The organism is Chamaesiphon sp. GL140_3_metabinner_50, assembly GCF_025361915.1.
In the GTDB taxonomy this organism is placed as follows: Bacteria; Cyanobacteriota; Cyanobacteriia; order Cyanobacteriales; family Chamaesiphonaceae; genus Chamaesiphon.
The window spans coordinates 1-17,721 of sequence record NZ_JANYJC010000339.1 but is presented as its reverse complement, the minus strand read 5'-3'; the positions used below and the strand labels follow the sequence as shown (position 1 = coordinate 17,721).

Sequence of the window (17,721 nt, the reverse complement as noted above, 5' to 3'; positions counted from 1 at the left end):
AGTTTTGGCGGTAGTTGTACCCTTGAGATACTTGGAAGGATGACCCGCGATCGTGACATCGTTATCATCGATAATCAGTTTGACATTGAGATTTTGAGCAACTGCTAACCGTGCGGCTTCAGCGTCGTTACCTTCTTGCTGCGAACCATCGGAACCCAAACAGAAAGCGATTTTACTAGGGTTCGCCATCGCCACACCGTTGACATAGGGCCACATGTGACCCAACCGACCGGAACTGAATTTTACACCAGGGGTAAAACCGAGTTCTGGATGTCCAGGTAGGTGAGAATGGGCAGCGCGGTATTCCATCAACCGTTCGGCGGGTAAGTCACCATTGAGGGTAGACATCAGGTACTGAGTCGCCACGCGGTGTCCGGCTTCATCGAAGAAAATCGGGACGTATTTATCCGCTGCGCCGCGAAATAGCGCGTCGAGAATCATTACTTCAGGCACAGTATCGAATGGCCCGCCAGTATGTCCGCCCACGCCACGCGCCGCACCAGTCGCAGTGAAGAACACGATCGCATCGCGACACAGTTGGATATTATGTTTGAGGCTGGTTTTCTGTTCGTCAGTCAGTGTGGGATTGCTGACATCTAGGCTGATGCGTTTGTAAGCGTTGAGATCGATCGGGAATTTAGTCATAAGTTTAGTGATTAGTGATTGCTTATTAAAGTACCTGCGATTAAAATCGCGGCTAATGTTGCAAAGTCCGCGCAGGCGGACTAAGACTAAATTTAGTCCGCGTAGGCGGACTTCGCACTCCAAGCGGCGGTTTCAACCGCTGAGGACATTGCTGATATCGATCGAAAACCTTGCGTGAAAATGCGTTATTTTATATTCTGAAGCGAATAAACACTTAAAAAATCAGCATGAAAAAGAGTATATACTAACAAACAGGCATTATCAAGACCAAACCAGCAATTTCAAGCAAACTACTGATGCTAACAGCCGAGCGCAGACAATTTATTCTCGAAATTCTCCGCCGCGACAAGAAAGTGCTGTCCTCAGAACTAAGTGGCGTACTGAAGGTATCTGAAGACACCATTCGGCGGGACTTGCGCGAACTAGCCGAATCGGGACTGTTGCAGCGCGTTCATGGCGGTGCCTTGATGGCGGCTCCTGTCACCGCTAGCTATACCGAACGGCAAATGCAAGCTCCGCAAGAAAAAGAAGCGATCGCACGAGCCGCAGCGCAATTAATTCGACCCGGACAGGTGGCGATTTTAGATGGAGGTACGACTACGCTTCAGGTTGCTCGTCAGCTCCCCTTAGATTTAGTTGCCACGATCGTTACAAATAGCCCCCCAATTGCGATCGCTCTAGCGGAACATCCCCATATTGAAGTGATGATGCTGGGCGGACAACTGTATAAAAAAGCATTAGTCAACATCGGTGCAGCCACGATCGAAGCCTTAGGGATGATTCGCGCCGATTTGTGTCTGCTGGGGGTTTGTAGCTTGCATCCAGAGATCGGGATTAGCGTTCAAAATTTGGATGAGGCTTATATCAAACGCGCGATGATTGCCAGATCTGCCGAGGTGGTTGGCCTGGCAACTGCCGCTAAATTGGATACTGCGGCGACTTATGTGGTGGGTTCGATTCAGGCACTAACTTACTTAGTTACGGCACCAACGGTAACAACCGCACAACTAACGGCCTATCAGAATTTAGGTGTCACGCTAATTCGGCACGATTGATAAGTGCTAGCAAATTAGTAGTCTACGCTGTAAATTTCAAGACTATTTTGTCAATAAATGGTATTCTAATTGCTGCTGCCTACTACTAGCAATAATATGTTAAAAGCTGTTTGGTTGACTAACATCGATAGTCAAGTGATGAACTCTCGCAAAAATCTGGCGGAAGGAATGCAGCGTTTAGCAGCTATCGGCTTTAATACGATTTATCCAGTAGTTTGGCAACGGGGATATACTCTGCATCCGAGTGAAGTTGCCAAGCAATGGACTGGATCTGCAATCTTACCAAATAGTCCATTTATCGGACGGGATGTATTGACAGAAATAATTGAATTAGCTCGACCGTTAAAAATGCGAGTAATTCCCTGGTTTGAATATGGATTAATGGTGCCGCCCCAGTCTACGATCGCGCGTCAAAATAAAGATTTATTAACTCTTGACATCAATAACAATCCCCAACGAGTTCAAGGGACGAATGGTGAGTTAGACCCGAATGTTTGGTTGAACCCTTGTCATCACCGCGTTCGTAAATTCATGGTCGATTTAATCACTGAAGTTGTCAGAAAGTATCCAGTCGCGGGAATTCAGTTAGACGACCACTTTTGCTTTCCCCAAGAGCTAGGTTATGATAAAGTCAGTCAACTATTGTTTCAACAACATAATTTTGGTGAAGTAGCTCCGATCGAACACGATAGTGAAATCTGGATCGAATGGGGTGCCGAGCGTTTAACAGAATTGTTACGACAAATTGTGAGTGGTGTAAAATCGGTACGGCGCGATTGTATCGTCTCAATTTCACCAAATCCACTAGCATTTTCTCGCTCTCGCTACTTAGCAGATTGGCAAAGGTGGCAAGAATTAGGATTGATGGATGAATTAGTATTACAAGTTTATCGTGACAGATTGGAAGCATTTGAACTTGAATTGAGTAAGCCAGAAGTGCTAGCTGCTCGCGCTAAAATTCCCACCTCGATCGGAATTTTGGCAGGACTAAAGACGCGGCCAACCGCCAGCTCGATTATTAAAGAGCAAGTAGCGACAATCTCCGCTCAACAATTTAGTGGATTAGCGTGCTTTTTCTATGAAACCTTATTCCACGAACAACTAGTCCCCAATAGATTGAGCCGAACTCAGTCTCAACTATTAGATATTTTTGCTCCTAACGTCTATTCTGAACCGATCTAATTACAAGGGATGTGCGATGTCCTAGCGTAATCTAGGCATCGAATCCGATCGCTAGACGGGATGTTTCGATCGAGAGTACAATGCGGGTTAGTTTCCATCCGATCGCAATTTAGACTATGACTGGAAAACTAATAGTTTTAACTGGGCCGAGTGGAGTCGGGAAAGGCACATTACTCAAAGCCTTATTAGAGAAACATCCAGAACTATATTTATCTGTCTCTGCTACCACCAGATCGCCCCGTGAAGGTGAGGTAGAGGGGGTTCACTACTATTTCTATCCTCGCGATCGATTTGAGGCGACGATCGCCGCAGGAGAGCTATTAGAGTGGGCTGAATTTGCAGGTAATTATTATGGTACGCCGATCGAGCCAGTAAGAGCGGGACTAGCTCTAGATCGATCGATAATTCTAGAAATCGAACTCGCCGGAGCCAGACAAGTCGCCAAGATTTTTCCCGCTGCGATCCGAATTTTTATCCTCCCACCCGATCTAACTACGCTCGAAACCCGGATTCGCGAACGCGGTACCGATAGCCCTGAAGCCATTCTCCGCCGCCTAGAGCAAGCACGAGTAGAAATCGCCGCACAAGCTGAATTTGATTATCAAATTATCAACGATGATTTTGAGACAGCTCTAGCCGATCTCGATAAAATCATCACCACTGTTTAGCACAACGCAGTCTACCAAAAATTGGGATAGGGGTAAGGAACAAAGGATAGATGGTGAGTATGTTCCTTTACCCTTTACCCTGTCTTGAAAAGGTGCTTCACTTGGGGAAACCCCAAGAACGCACTTTTCGCTTTACCCTTTACCCCGCTTCACTTGGGATGTTGGATCTAGTGCAAGATGTGATATTACTCTTCCCAAGAATCTAGATCTAAGGCTGGCGAACCACCTCTGTCGAGTTGTCGAAACACCACCCGCAGTTGGAACCATAATAGAATCGCAATAAAAATTGTGAGTGGGAGCGCGATGCTATAAGCCAGCCAAGTCGGAAACCCAAAGATCTCTAAACCAGCCGAGAGAAAGAAAATAATTCCCAAGCAAATCCCTAAAAATGGCAAGCGAAGGGCAATACCATCGCTATTGGCAAGAATAACGTTATTGCGATCTGCCGACCAAGCTTTGACATTTTGGCGCAAAGTGCCATCGAAAGCCGCACCGCAAGCGATACCAGCAAATAAACCAGCAAATAAAATGAAGTAGGGTGGATCTTGAGGAAAATAATACATTAGAGAATTAGAAGATAAGGAGTAGAAGAGTGGGAATAGAATTTAGAGTGCTATTTCAACCATAATCTCCATTTAGAAGCATAGTCTAGTTTTTTCTCGATTAGTTCTCCTTGCGGAGACGATTCTCGATCGCACTGTTGCAAGCAGTCTTTCGATTCTCCTAACGGAGACGCTATGCGAACGATCTAGCCCTCGCCGTCACTGGTGGGGGCTACTTCGATTATATGGTCAAAAGTGTGTTATTTCATTGACGTTCGATCGGTGTAAATAGCGATGTAAAAATTCATTAAAGGGGGCTGGTGGGTAACACTATCTCAAACGAAGCTAGCTTCTACTCATCGGTGCGCGACTGCTATAAAACTAGAGGGGATGGGCAATATTACCCATCCCCTCTAAATTAACTAATTCCCAAATTCCTAACTATCTACGCCCAACGAATCAAGCCTAATTCATAAGGATTGCTCAAATGGACATTGTGAGGTAACACGCGCAGAGACAAGCCCTGTAAGCCGCTAGCCGAGTAAGCAATCTCACTGGTGTAGAGACTATTACCAGCACCGTCACGCCCTTGGTAGGTCATTACGGCGGTGTCTGCGTCGGTAATTTTACCGTTGGTATCCACGGCACCTTTGTAGAGTTCGACTTGGACATCATGGGGTTCCAAACTGCCCAGTTGAATCAGGCTCTTAACTGAGATCGACTGGTTGACATTAATATCTTCTGGTGCGGAGACATCGACGGTGTGGATTTTGAGATCGTCCCAATGTTGGAGCATCTTTTCTTTCCAGTGCGCGAGATCTTTACCAGCCTGATAGCTATTGTCGGTGACAACGTGGTTGCGATCGCTGGCGGGGAAATAGCCAATGGTGGCATAGTCCCGCAGCATCCGGGCGGTATTAAAGGTAGGACAATTGAGCCGGATGGCATCTTTCATCTTGGCTATCCATTTACGGGGTAAGCCTTCTTTGTCACGATCGTAGAATAGAGGGACGATTTCTTGTTCTAAGAGGTCGTAGAAGGAATTTGCTTCTACTTCATCTTGATAAGCTTCATCGGAGTATAACTCGCCATGTCCGATCGGCCAACCAGTTTTGACGTAATCGGCTTCATCCCACCAACCATCGAGGATACTTAGGTTAGGTAAGCCGTTCATGGCGGCTTTCATCCCGCTGGTACCGGAGGCTTCGTGAGGGCGACGGGGGGTGTTGAGCCAGATGTCGCAGCCTGCTACCATTACCCGCGATACGTAAATATCGTAGTCGGGCACAAATACCACTGAGTTCATCCCTTCGGTGCGGGTGAAGTGGACGATATCGCGGATTAAAGCTTTACCGGGGATATCCTTAGGATGCGCTTTTCCGGCGATCGCAAATTGAACTTTACGTCCTTTATTGCCCACCATAATCTCTTTAATCCGATCGAGATTGCGGAGAAATAGTGTCGCACGTTTGTATGTTGCAAACCGTCGGGCAAATCCGATCGTCAGTACGCTGGGATCTAATGCTTCCTGAGCGTGGTTGATTTCGGCTAGAGTCGCGCTGCGTTCCTTCAGATGACTGACAATGCGATCTCGTACGTAGACGACCATTTCCGATCGACTGTGTTCGTGATTGCGCCACAGTTCCTCATCGGGAATGGCATCGATTTTATGCCAAATTGGGTCTTCGATCGATCTTTCCGACCATTCTGGGCCTAAATATCGATCGTATAGTTCCTGTACGGATTTAGCTACACAACTGCGGGCGTGTACGCCATTTGTCACAGATGTAATCGGTACCTCGTCGATGGGTACATCTTTCCACATGTTTTGGAACATCTCGCGTGAGACTACCCCATGTAATTTCGCCACGCCGTTAACAAAGCTCGATGTCTTCATCGCTAGAGCTGCCATGCTAAACGGCGATTCGAGGGCGGTCGCGTCTTCACGCCCCAAACCCATGAATTCGTCTTTATTCAGCCCGTAAACATCGGCATAATGTCCGACATAGTACATCGTCTTGTCTGGTGGGAATAAATCGAATCCCGCACTCACTGGCGTATGCGTGGTGAAAATCTGGGTCGATTGTGCGACTTGCTTGGCTTCGACAAAGGATAATTTATCGCGCTGCATCAGCACCCGCATGTGTTCGAGAATCAGGAAGCCAGAGTGTCCTTCATTCATATGATAGACGCTCGGTTTGTGCCCTAATGCTTCGAGGGCGCGGAAGCCACCGATGCCCAGCATGATTTCCTGATGGATCCGGGTATCGAGATCGCCACCATACAGCGCATCAGTAATATCTTGGTCGTAGGCACTATTTGGCTCGATATTGGTATCGAGTAAATAGAGGGGTACGACACCGACTTGGACGCGCCAAACGCGGGCGTATACCATCCGTCCGGGATATTCTACAGCTACTCGCAACTCGGTGCCGTCGGGCTTGCGCTCTAACTGTACGGGAATGTTGTGGAAGTCGTTAACTGGGTAACGCTCCTGTTGCCAACCTTCGGCGTTGAGGTATTGTGCGAAATAGCCTTTTTGATAAAGCAATCCGACTGCAACTAGGGGTAAACCTAGGTCGCTAGCAGATTTGAGATGATCTCCAGCTAACACGCCCAAACCACCCGAATAAATTGGCAAACAGTCTACCAATCCAAACTCGGCACAGAAGTAAGCAAAACACTCTTTACCGACTCTATCGGCGCGTTTGTGCTTGTACCAACTGCGGTCGTGCATGTAAGCATTAAGTTCCCCTAATGCCCGTTCCATGTGAGCTAGAAAGCCATCATCAGCCGCCACTTCTTGTAAGCGCGATTGACTGACTCTAGCTAGCAGTGCGACTGGATTGTGACGTGTGGCTTCCCACAAATCGCGATCGAGTCTTTTAAATAATTCCTTGATCTCCGTATTCCAGTCCCAATACAGATTATAGGCAAGCTGCCGTAGGGGTTCGAGGGAGGCTGGTAGGGAAGGAGAAACGTTGAATGTACGAATCGGCTGCATCAATAAACTTCCTCGGCAATTAATTCCTCAATCTTCTATTGTTACCCACCTTGGTCGATGGATCCAATTTTCTCAACAATATCTTTACAAGTGGCCCCCAAGGGAGTGAGCTTGCAGGTGCGGATCGTACTCTACAAATCGACATCAATTGATGTCGCCTTATGGAAGCTGAGTCGCATTATTTAACTACAAAATAATTCTATCTGGCAATAGTAATTATTTCTGTCTAAACGGGTACATATAAGATAACGCAGTCACCACTAGATTTAGCTGGGTTTTGACTGGTTGAATCTAAGACTTTTGTCAAGATCGAACGCCAGCCAATATGCCTAAGCTGTTCTAAATCTATCCGATCGCTAAACCAAACCGATTAAGATATTCAGTATGCCAAGACACACATCACTCTACACCTTACGCTGGTTAAAAATCAGCCAATATCTGTCGGCGATCGTCGTTGTTAGCGGGTTCTGGAACTTGCTAGATTTCCAGTCTTCGGCTCGATCGTTTACCTTGGCGTTACCAGCAGTCAACGCTGCGCCAGTGAGTCGATCTTTACCGTCGTCACCCCAAGTTTTAGCTAGTGGTTCAGCCAATGCAGCAACTAATTATGAGATCGATAAAAATCTCAGATTGCAAGAAATAACGGTAACGCGCAATAGTTCGGACAAGTCGTTACTGACTGTTACTGGAACCATCGCAAATCGCGGCGAACAAGTCCATTATGTTTATTACATTGTGGCAAAATTTATTGCCAAAGATATCTCAATCAAACAGGCAATTATTCCGATTAACATCGATATCGAGCCAGGTAAATCTCAATCGTTCGCTCACGAAATTTCGACAGATAGTATTCAAGCAATTACACCAGGATCGGTCAAGACATCGATCGTTAAGTACGAGTATCGATAAAGATCGAAATCGCTTAATAGCCCAATGCTGCTAGTACGTCGCTCGCATGAGTATCTGTTTTGACACTACTATCGACGTGAACGATCTTACCAGTTTCATCGATCGCGTAAGTTACGCGTTTGGCATAGCCGCCACCATCGACATCGTAAGCTGTAATAATGTCACCTTTAATATCGGCGAGGAGCGGAAAAGGTAAATCGAATTTCTTGGTAAAAGCCTGGTGAGCCGATTCATCATCTTTACTCACGCCCAATACCACAATGCCTTTGTCTTGATAAACCGCGTAATTGTCGCGAAAACTGCAAGCTTGTTTCGTACACCCAGGGGTATCATCTTTGGGATAAAAGTACATGACCACTTTTTTACCAGCCAAACCAGCGAGAGTGACGGTATTCCCATCAGTGTCTTTGACGTTAAAGTCAGGAGCTTTTGTGCCTACAGCCAGAGCCATGAGATAATTTTCCTGTATGAGTAAAGATCTGTATCCTCGCTCACTGTAAACGGGATCGCATCATTTTTCAAGCCGTGGGTATAGCCTCTTCTCTAAACGAGACGCTACGCGTTGGCGGAGCCTTGCCATTGGCATTACGCGAACGAGCAGCCAGATTCAATGCTGACAGCAGTTAACGCCAGTTCGACACCTCCAAAGCGCGCGTCGCTAGTCCACTTCAGTGGACTTTCGTAGTTAGCCCGCACTTCAGTTGCGGGCGGGTGATGAACGAAGCTAATATCCTTAACCCGAACGTAAGGATTCAGGTAAATATTGACACCAGTTTGCTCAAAGATGTCGATCGACATCTTTGAGCTGCAAAACTTATAAGTTAAGCTATTTCTCTGGATATAATCAGCTTGTGTAATATATGCACCAAACTACCTTTACTTTTAGCAAGGCAATTAGTGTCGTTATTTACATTTAAACTTTAAGGTTTAGTAAATAAGCTATTTGTCTAAAAATAATCTTTCTAAGTAATATTTGTAACAATTGACATTTACTCTAATTACAAGGGCGCGTAATCTTGGGAAGTACTTTAATTGCAGCATAAACTAAAGTGATGTTTTACACATTTCTAAGTTTTCCCTGTATTAGCGTTAGATCGGTAATTTTTGTTTCAATAGCTCGAAATTACTTACTTGCGGAAACCTCTCAAAGTAAGACTGCTCGACACGACACACCATAAAATAAGTAAATTCATCCCAAAATCATGGCAGATACCACGTTAGCGATTCCACAGGAAATTACCGATCTTCCTAATGCCGAAAGACGAGCTACACCAGTAGTCCCTCCTAAAGTCATCACTGGTACTAACAGTAACGATATTATCGCAACTACCGCTCAAGATGATATTGTCAATGCTCTCGCTGGCAATGACATTATTAAAGGCAGCAAAGGCAACGATCTTATCGACGGCGGTCTAGGAATAGATACAGTTGACTATTCTGCATTGGGCGGTCCCGTCCGACTGGGTGCTGCGGGTAAAGTGTTCAAAGGCAAAGACGGTGCATTCGGTACCGACCAACTCATTGGCATTGAGACGATCGTTGGCAGTAAAGGAGCGGGCGACACGATCGATGGTTCTACTGCAACTAGTGGTACAGTGCCGATTAATGTCGATCTGTCCAATCAAACTTTGAGCGTCATCGGCGTTCCTGGGTTGGGTACGTTGAACTTCATCGTCAAAAACTTCGAGGATGTGATTGGCACAGGTGCTGACGATATCATCGTTGGCGATATCCAGAACAACAAGCTCAGTGGTGGTGCTGGCAATGACCTTATTATCGGTAGCAAGGGCAACGATATCATCGACGGCGGTGATGGAATAGATACAGTTGACTATTCCGCATTGGGTGGTCCCATCCGACTGGGTGCTGCGGGCATAGTGTCCAAAGGCAAAGACGGCGCATTCGGTACCGATCGACTCCTGATGGGAATTGAGATAATCGTTGCCAGTAAAGGAGCGGGCGATACGATCGATGGTTCTCGTGTTCCTGCTGGCGATCCGGCCCGGTATGATGTCGATCTGTCCAAGCAAACTTTTAGCATCATCGACATTCCTGGAGCACCGGGTCCGCTGAACCTCACCGTCAAAAACTTCGAGGATGTTACTGGCACGCATAATAACGATAAGATCACTGGCGATCTCCAGAACAACAATCTCAATGGTGGTGATGGTAACGACATTTTGACTGGAACGATCGGGTCATTTGCCGGATCTACCGAAGTCGATACCCTAACTGGTGGTGCTGGTGACGATATTTTTGTACTGGGTCGTGGCGATACCTTGTTCTACAGCGGTAATGGGAATGCTGATTTTGCCAAAATTACCGATTTCGGTAATGGTGCCGACCAGATTTTCTTAGCCAATGGCAACTATACTACTAATGATGACATCACCAAACTATTTGCCGTCAAAGCTAATGGATCTCTCGATCTGATTGCCGAAATTGCCTATGCACAAGGCAGTAGCTCCACCAGTCAACGGCAAGCTTCAGCCGTTGCGCTAAGTGATGCTACCGTCAGCCCCTTGTTGCCGAATACTACATTCAGTCTGTCACAAGGTCAATCGTTTGGAATCTTTACTGCTGGCGTTGTTTAATGCACTAAGGGTATAAATCTTAACAGCAATGCCTCGGTCGCCAAGACCGAGGCATTTCTATATGCAGCATCGATCCGGTGTGAATGCCACCGTGGTTCAAAGTTTTGGCAGAAATCATCAATATCTGAGAATAATGCGTCTAAACTATTCATAGGAGGAGGTGCTGGATCGTTGATAGTTATATCTTCTAGCTTAATGCCTCTTCCCTTTCTTATCCCGAACTGACAGCAGTTAGAATATCGGGGTGAGAAAACGGGAAATCGGGGAGAATTTTTAATTAGATCGGTACTAGCAAACAATGTTTCGGTGCGGAAATAGAGCTAAAAATATCGCCCTAATTCATGGTTGCATGTAGCGTGTCTGTTGCTGGCGGTGACTCAAACGCGACTGTCGGCAATGTCGAGGTAATTTTACCAGATGAAGCATTCGCTTGGAGACTCGGAATCTGATGCCAACTGGGGTTACGGGCGATATTCGATCGCAGTAAATCAAACATTTGCCGACAATGATTGTTGCTATTGAGCGGTAACTCTTCATTCTTGACAACTAAGGTGAGCTTGACAGCCTCTTTAGTGGCATTAGAAGCATCAATTAATGCTTCAACTGTAACTAACCGCGCGAATGAAACTAAACCGGGAATTTCTCGTGCATTTAGATAGTCAGCGACTTCATAAGTCAGCTCCAATCGACACGTCTCCAACATTTTTTTTAGTACCGATCGCATATTTTCAGAGGAAGTAGTTACTAAAAAATGACACACATAACGAGACATAGTAAGTATCTTTTTAAGGATGAAGGTTTAGTTAGCTTAAATTCTCTTGACATCGTACCAGATAAGGTTGCTAATTTGTAGTAAATATCCATCTAACTTGCCCAAATATGAGCGGTAAATTTATAGTGTTTGAAGGTGTTGAAGGAGCTGGGAAAACGACCCAGATTCAACAAACAGCAGAGTGGCTTCAAAGCTGGTGCCAAGAGCGAGTAATCGTAACTCGCGAACCGGGTGGGACTGAGTTAGGACGACAGATTCGTCAATTATTGCTCGACGATCTCGATAGTTTGGTGAGCCATCGGACAGAATTATTATTGTATGGAGCCGATCGCGCTCAACATGTAGAATCATTAATTAGACCCCACCTCGATCGCGGCGATTTTGTGTTGTGCGATCGATTTACCGATTCGACAATTGCTTATCAGGGCTATGGGCGAGGCTTCGATCTGGCAGAAATAGACAGGGTAAATCAGATCGCTACAGGCGGCTTGCAAAGCGATCTGACTTTGTGGTTAGATTTAGATGTTAGTGTCGGTCTAGAACGAGTTTTGGTACGCGGAAAACCCGATCGGATGGAACGAGCGGCGATCGATTTTCACCAACGTGTCAGACGCGGCTATCAAGAGTTAGCAAATATCTATCCAAATCGGATCGTGAAGATTGATGCCGATCGCGATCCGGTAGTTATCCAGACAGAGATTCAGTCAATCTTATTAGAGACAAAATGGCTTCCTGCTAAAGAATCGCCCAATTAAGACTAAATACTCAACATTTTTGTAACTAAAGTCAAATAATGCGATAATCCTAACTAAAATCAGAGTTGGACAATTTTAGGCGAGATCCATTCTTTAATCTACAACTACCGATCTATGGATTCCACCTCAGATAATCGATCGAGCAGATCCGCAGATTTTATGCGAACCGCCAGAGCATGGGGATTAACCATTAAGAAAATTGTCAACTCAATCGTTTGCGTAGCCTACCGTTAGGTAATCGCCAATGAAACAGCGGATTTCGATTCTGTTTGCACGGATAAATTTAGTAATCAGGCAAAAATATGACGAATTCACCTAATCCTACTCCCAACCCCAATCGTCGTCGTCGGTTGACTGCGGATGAATTAATTGCGATCGGGGTAGCCTTGACCGGGATCGGTACGATCTTCTTTTGGGGTATCGGTCAAAAATACCAACCGATGTTTCAAGCCGGGATCGATAGTCTGGGGAGCGATCGATCCAATCGTCAGATGGGATTGTTAAAGGGTGCTAATACCAAGATCGGTGACGAAAGACAGACGATTGCCGATTTTAGTAGAGATCGACAGACAACAGCTTCCAACCCGGTCATAATCGCCCCCGTTAAACCGATCGTCACGACAGTCGCACCAGAAGAAACCACGCCTACCACCACCGTCGCGACAGTAGCACCCGTCATCGTTCCTGTCGTCCCCGTCACCACAACACCCGCATTTACCGATGTCCCCAAGCAATTTTGGGCCGAAACTTCGATCGCCGAGTTAAAAAAACGCGGCATCCTTGAAGATTTTGGGACGGGTAAATTCGACCCCAACCAAGAGATTACTAGAGGCGAATATGCCAAAATGCTCGATCGCGCCTTTGCTGACAAGCCTACGACTACAGCAGCCGCGAAGTTTAAAGATATCCCTACCGATTATCCGCGCAAAGAAGCTGTCGATAAATCCGTGAAACTCGGCTTTATGACTGGCTATTCTGCCGATAAATTCGCACCCAATCAACCGATTCCACGCTATCAATTACAGATTTCTCTAGCTAAAGGATTGCAACTAGCAGTACCCGCCAATGTAGATACCGTATTGAGTAAGTATGGTGACAACAAACAAATGCCCGATTACTCGCGGCAAAAAATGGCAGCCGCCATCGATGCTGGATTGGTAATTAAAGACGAAACAGCCAATCTCCTCAAACCCATTCAAAAAGCCACCCGCGCTGATGCCGCAGCCTTAATCTATGAAGTGTTAGTTAAAGAAGGCAAAATCGTCCCGCAAAAATAAGCAGGCAGAATCGGCAATTCCGGTGCCATTACCCCTTACCCTTTTACCTCCCCCACTTTATGACACTCGATGCTCCAGAACAGAGGCTCCGCCAACGGTTACCCCGCCATGTATGGATTTTGAGTATTGCCAGCCTACTTGCCGACATCAGTGCGGAAATGATTCGTTCGGTATTACCAATTTTCGTATTATTAAAATTGCAAGGTGGAGCTTTAACCATTGGCGAAATCGAAGGTGTCGCTGCGGCTACCGTGGCAATTATGCGGGTATTTTCGGGGGGATTGAGTGACTTTTTGGGAATGCAAAAAGGATTAGCCGTCATCGGCTATGGTATTTCGACACTAGCGCGAACTTGGCTGCCGATCGCGCTAGATCCAGTATCGATTATTGGCGCGCAATTTGGCGACAGGTTTGGGCAGGGGATCGGTGTCGCTCCCCGCAAAGCATTGATGGCAGATATTACTTCCCAAGAAATGCGATCGCGAGCTTATCGTTTACGCAGATCGTTACTAATTGCTGGAGCTTGTATCGGTTCGATAATAGCTGGTGCGATCTTATTTTTTAGCCAGAATAACTACCAATTAGTTTTCTCAGGCGCGATCGTGCCTAGCTGTATGGGTTTAGCAGTACTGATCGTAGCGGTTAAGCCAGTGCAGAAGCACACAAAAATATTAATGATGCCTGCGGAAATGACAGGATTGCTGGCGGGTGGCGACGAATTCTACTCCCGCGAATCAACCGCACTAACTCGCCAGACATCTAAACCAGAATCATTATCGCCAAGTTACAATCCGATTTATTTACGAGATTTAACCGAGCTGGGAGGAGAATATTGGCTGCTGCTCACCGTGGCGATTTTCTTCAATCTTGGCAACTCCAGCGATGCCTTTTTGCTAATGAGATCGATCGAAATCAATATTACGCCAGCATTGATTCCCGTCGGACTAATTATCATGAATTTAGTCTACGCGCTGGTTTCTTACCCTATTAGTGCGATCGTCAATCGAGTTCTTAAAGTTCGCTTGCTGCTAATGGGCTTTTTGCTCCACGTCATCGTCTATTTCGGACTGGCAGTAGTGACCACAAATGTCCAGATTTGGTGTTTATTTGGGCTATACGGGCTGCATTTAGCCATGATTCAGGGTTTGCTCATCGATTTAATCGATCGGGCTGTAGAGCCTTCTAGACGCGGTACGGCGTTTAGTTTATTCAATCTGAGTATCGGCGTGACGCTACTAATTGCAAACCTGATTGCTGGCTGGTGCTGGTACACGATCGGATCTGGATTTACTTTCACTGTCGGTGCCTTTTTTGCCTGTATCGCTACTCTAATTTTGTTAATTGGTAGCGAGGAACCTGAATAGTTAAAACAACTATTAAATTTAACTGGATCGATTTTTATTAAGATCGCTTACGTTTTTTCTGAAACTCAACAACTATAACTCGTGCATCTGTTCGGACTCGATCGAGTTCGTCGAGAATGATTTCTAGTGCCCGTCCTTGCCGAAAACTACCCGATCCAGCTCCAATAATTGGCAAAGCAACTGATTTAAAATTATGTTCGTCAACTAGGCGGATCGCGTTGCGGACAGAGCCGCGAATCGATTTTTCAGAGGCGCACCAAAATATATTTATACCTGCAACATGAATGATGCCTCGGTAGGGAAGTTTTCCCGCTGAGGTGAATACTGCTTGTCCGAGTGGAATAGCTCCGAATTTTCCCAATTCGCGAAAAGGTTCTAACCCACCACGTTTTTTAATGGCACCAGAAACACCCTGCGGCAATAACAGCCACCAGGGGATAATATTCCGATTCCAGGCATTGACAATAACTTCGACTGGCTGGTCGAGCAAGTCACCACGAACTATTTCTGCTTTCATTTATTGTTGCGGGATCGTCAGGGGTTCGATTCTTAATATTCCCGCTTTCTCAACGAAAGTAAGCCTGCTAAAGCACTATTTGGATTAATTAACATCAGTTTCGCCTGTTGGAGCAACTGAGCCGACGTAAAACGTCGTCTAATGGAGGAAAGAAACTTTGGTTAAGGCTGTTGGGTTTCATTCTTCAACCCAACCTACAGATCTGGAAATCGGAGGCGGTACTAAAACGAAGCCAATATCCTCAACCCAAACTCACGTTAATCAGAATCGTCCCACTTTCTAAGTGCGATCGCCGCATTTTGTCCGCCAAAGCCAAAACCGAGACAGAGTAGATTATTTACCTTAATATCGCGAGGAATCTTCACCAAATCGAGATCGAATTCTGGCTGTTTTAACCCCACACAAGGCGGTAAAATTTGAGTAGCGATCGCCTGTAAACACATCGCCATCCCCACCGTACCGGATGCCCCTAACGTATGCCCCGTAGCTCCCTTGGTCGAACTAACTGCGACACCAGCCGGAAATAGCTGTTGAATTAATTTGCTTTCGCGGCGATCGTTAATGAGAGTACTCGTACCGTGAGCGTGGATATAATCGATATCGGTAGGAACTAGCTCAGAGCGATCGAGACACTGTAAGATTGCCCCATGTGCCGCAGTCCCCGTTTCATCCATTGCACATGGATGGTAGGCATCATTTGTCAACCCAAATCCTAAGATTTCCCCATAAATCTTCGCCCCGCGCGATCGGGCTAAATCGGCTGTTTCTAGCATAAATACCGCCCCCGCTTCGCCTAAAACTAACCCTTCCCGCCGCAGATCGAACGGGTAGCAGCCAGTAGTAGCGAGGGCACCCATTTGCGTGAAACCCGCGATCGTCAACGGAGTAATCGGTGCTTCCACGGCTCCCGCGATCGCCCGCCCGCAGGCTCCAGAACGAATCAAATTGACTGCTTGCGCGATCGACCAAATTCCCGTGACACAAGCCGCCATTGGGGCTAATAGAGCCGATCTAGAGCCGATCGAGCGAGCGGTGGCGATCGCCGGACTCTGAGGTAAAGTATCCAGCCAACCTGTCAAATCTCGCTGACTATCTGGGGTGGCGGCTAGGCGTTCCCATGCCGACTGACAACTGCGGCTCGACCCGATCGCGACACCACAATCGGGTAATGGTAAGCTTAAACCTGCATCTGCTATGGCTGCGGCAACGACAGTCCGAGTCAGATCGAGAATCTGCTGCGGCTGCTTGTCAATGAGAGCTAGCGGGAGTGGGGGTAAATCGGCAAAAGGCTGACATAATTCGATCGCAGATCGATCGTTCATTAAGCCTTGCCAAGTGCGATCGAGATCGCCTAATGCACACCTAAAGCCAATCCCCGTCACCACAATTTGCATTCTTCGTACTTGGAACCTTGTTAACATTCCCCCGACTATCCAAAAATATCGGGTAGAGGCAATTTATGAATTGCTCCTACCCGAATATCTTAAACAATTAGCAACTAATTAGAGCAGTTGTCTGTTGTAAAGTACAGTTTCTCCAGACTCTCTTGAAAAGGTGCTTCACTTGGGGCGCGAGCTTTTGGATCCCAACTCCGCTCTCCCATCTCCAAGCTCCGAACCCTCTTATTTCTTCAGATTTTCAATCCCTTGAGTTACCTTCGCCGAGGTAATTTTATCACCTTGTTGAATAGTATCGATAATTTCTAAACCCTTAGTAATTCTGCCAAAAACGGCATAGTTACCATCGAGGAAAGAGATATCTGCCAGGGTAAAATAGAACTGGGACGATGCAGAATCAGGAGATTGCGATCTTGCCATCGCGATCGCGCCGCGTTTGTGCTGGAGTTCGGGAATATCGGTCATAGTTTTACTATAAACTGGTGCCGATGCGCCTTTGGGCTTAATTTCGAGGGGAATCCGGCGTTCGGTGCTGCTACCAGCCGGAATATAACCGCCGCTACCATTACCCTTCGGATCGCCACCTTGGACGACAAATGGCTGTGGCTGACGCACCACGCGATGGAAGCTCAAGCCATCATAAAATTTGCGCTGCACTAAATCGACAAAGTTACCCGCACTAATTGGTGCGTTATTGCCATCTAACTCGATCGTAATTTGTTTATTACCATTGACAGTCATCACTACTGTCGCTGTACCATTGAGTCTGGGTAGTCCGGGAAATTGGTTGGTAATTGGGCTGCTAGTCGGTGTCGAGGATGGGCTAGTTGTAGGGGTAGCAGCTTGCTGTTTGGGACTGTCGCAACCACCTAACATTAGGGCACCCACAAGCAAACTAACTACGATTACACGCTGAAATGGTTTTTGCATTTGTCGATTCGGGGAAAGTAAATATTTCCGGTCAACCTAGTGTAAGTCGATCGCGGCTCATATTTGTCTAGGACTGTGGAAAATTCATAGAGTTCCCCTAGCATCGATCG

At 46.5% G+C, this 17,721-nt stretch carries 16 protein-coding genes and 1 pseudogene; 8 read left to right on the top strand and 9 right to left on the bottom strand.

Going from position 1 to position 17,721, the window contains the following annotated elements; translation table 11 throughout:
- Positions 1-645 (bottom strand): annotated as a pseudogene (locus tag Q0R35_RS16795) (transketolase); the annotation flags it as partial.
- A 296-nt stretch (positions 646-941) separates the two neighbouring features.
- Here Q0R35_RS16795 and Q0R35_RS16790 point away from each other — a divergent pair.
- The 3 genes from Q0R35_RS16790 (at position 942) to gmk (ending at position 3,550) form a co-directional block, all read left to right on the top strand.
- The gene (locus Q0R35_RS16790) at positions 942-1,700 is read left to right on the top strand and encodes a DeoR/GlpR family DNA-binding transcription regulator (protein WP_295621030.1); all 759 of its coding nucleotides are present in this window, start codon (positions 942-944) and stop codon (positions 1,698-1,700) included.
- 96 nt (positions 1,701-1,796) lie between these two features.
- Positions 1,797-2,882: a family 10 glycosylhydrolase gene (locus Q0R35_RS16785; RefSeq protein ID WP_295621026.1), complete on the top strand. Its 1,086-nt coding sequence runs from the start codon at positions 1,797-1,799 to the stop codon at positions 2,880-2,882.
- Between the two features lie 116 nt (positions 2,883-2,998).
- Positions 2,999-3,550 carry a guanylate kinase gene (gene gmk / locus Q0R35_RS16780; RefSeq protein ID WP_295621023.1) on the top strand — a complete coding sequence of 184 codons (552 nt, stop codon included), beginning with the start codon at positions 2,999-3,001 and terminating at the stop codon, positions 3,548-3,550.
- 185 nt (positions 3,551-3,735) lie between these two features.
- Here the strand turns inward: gmk and Q0R35_RS16775 are convergent, their stop codons facing one another.
- Positions 3,736-4,113, bottom strand: a complete 378-nt coding sequence (locus tag Q0R35_RS16775; protein ID WP_295621020.1) for a hypothetical protein — start codon at positions 4,111-4,113, stop codon at positions 3,736-3,738.
- Between the two features lie 424 nt (positions 4,114-4,537).
- Positions 4,538-7,096, bottom strand: coding sequence for an alpha-glucan family phosphorylase (glgP, locus tag Q0R35_RS16770; RefSeq protein WP_295621017.1), 2,559 nt, complete (start codon positions 7,094-7,096; stop codon positions 4,538-4,540).
- A 384-nt stretch (positions 7,097-7,480) separates the two neighbouring features.
- Between glgP and Q0R35_RS16765 the strand changes: the two genes are divergently transcribed.
- A complete protein-coding gene (locus tag Q0R35_RS16765) occupies positions 7,481-8,005 on the top strand; it encodes a hypothetical protein (RefSeq protein ID WP_295621014.1) in 525 nt (174 codons plus the stop codon).
- A gap of 13 nt (positions 8,006-8,018) precedes the next feature.
- On the opposite strand, the gene Q0R35_RS16760 is transcribed toward Q0R35_RS16765, so the two are convergent.
- Both Q0R35_RS16760 and Q0R35_RS16755 read right to left on the bottom strand, forming a co-directional pair.
- Positions 8,019-8,456, bottom strand: a complete 438-nt coding sequence (locus Q0R35_RS16760) for a peroxiredoxin (protein ID WP_295621010.1) — start codon at positions 8,454-8,456, stop codon at positions 8,019-8,021.
- Between the two features lie 134 nt (positions 8,457-8,590).
- Positions 8,591-8,803 carry a hypothetical protein gene (locus tag Q0R35_RS16755; protein ID WP_295621007.1) on the bottom strand — a complete coding sequence of 71 codons (213 nt, stop codon included), beginning with the start codon at positions 8,801-8,803 and terminating at the stop codon, positions 8,591-8,593.
- A gap of 404 nt (positions 8,804-9,207) precedes the next feature.
- Between Q0R35_RS16755 and Q0R35_RS16750 the strand changes: the two genes are divergently transcribed.
- Complete coding sequence (locus Q0R35_RS16750) at positions 9,208-10,599, top strand: hypothetical protein (RefSeq protein ID WP_295621004.1); 1,392 nt, start codon at positions 9,208-9,210, stop codon at positions 10,597-10,599.
- A gap of 334 nt (positions 10,600-10,933) precedes the next feature.
- Here the strand turns inward: Q0R35_RS16750 and Q0R35_RS16745 are convergent, their stop codons facing one another.
- Positions 10,934-11,371 (bottom strand): hypothetical protein, encoded by a 438-nt coding sequence (locus Q0R35_RS16745; protein WP_295621001.1) that lies wholly within the window; start codon positions 11,369-11,371, stop codon positions 10,934-10,936.
- Between the two features lie 107 nt (positions 11,372-11,478).
- On the opposite strand from Q0R35_RS16745, the gene tmk reads away from it, so the two are divergent.
- The 3 genes from tmk (at position 11,479) to Q0R35_RS16730 (ending at position 14,767) form a co-directional block, all read left to right on the top strand.
- Positions 11,479-12,126 (top strand): dTMP kinase, encoded by a 648-nt coding sequence (gene tmk / locus Q0R35_RS16740; RefSeq protein WP_295620998.1) that lies wholly within the window; start codon positions 11,479-11,481, stop codon positions 12,124-12,126.
- Positions 12,127-12,428: 302 nt separating this feature from the next.
- Positions 12,429-13,403: an S-layer homology domain-containing protein gene (locus tag Q0R35_RS16735; protein WP_295620995.1), complete on the top strand. Its 975-nt coding sequence runs from the start codon at positions 12,429-12,431 to the stop codon at positions 13,401-13,403.
- 59 nt (positions 13,404-13,462) lie between these two features.
- Entirely contained in the window at positions 13,463-14,767 is a 1,305-nt protein-coding gene (locus tag Q0R35_RS16730) for an MFS transporter (protein ID WP_295620992.1), read from the top strand.
- A gap of 37 nt (positions 14,768-14,804) precedes the next feature.
- Here Q0R35_RS16730 and Q0R35_RS16725 read toward each other — a convergent pair whose 3' ends face one another.
- From Q0R35_RS16725 to Q0R35_RS16715, 3 genes are all read right to left on the bottom strand, one after another.
- Positions 14,805-15,284 (bottom strand): macro domain-containing protein, encoded by a 480-nt coding sequence (locus tag Q0R35_RS16725; protein WP_295620989.1) that lies wholly within the window; start codon positions 15,282-15,284, stop codon positions 14,805-14,807.
- Positions 15,285-15,541: 257 nt separating this feature from the next.
- The gene (locus Q0R35_RS16720) at positions 15,542-16,678 is read right to left on the bottom strand and encodes a beta-ketoacyl-ACP synthase (protein WP_366944930.1); all 1,137 of its coding nucleotides are present in this window, start codon (positions 16,676-16,678) and stop codon (positions 15,542-15,544) included.
- Positions 16,679-16,906: 228 nt separating this feature from the next.
- Positions 16,907-17,611 (bottom strand): peptidylprolyl isomerase, encoded by a 705-nt coding sequence (locus Q0R35_RS16715; RefSeq protein ID WP_295620983.1) that lies wholly within the window; start codon positions 17,609-17,611, stop codon positions 16,907-16,909.
- Between the last annotated feature and the right edge of the window lie 110 nt (positions 17,612-17,721).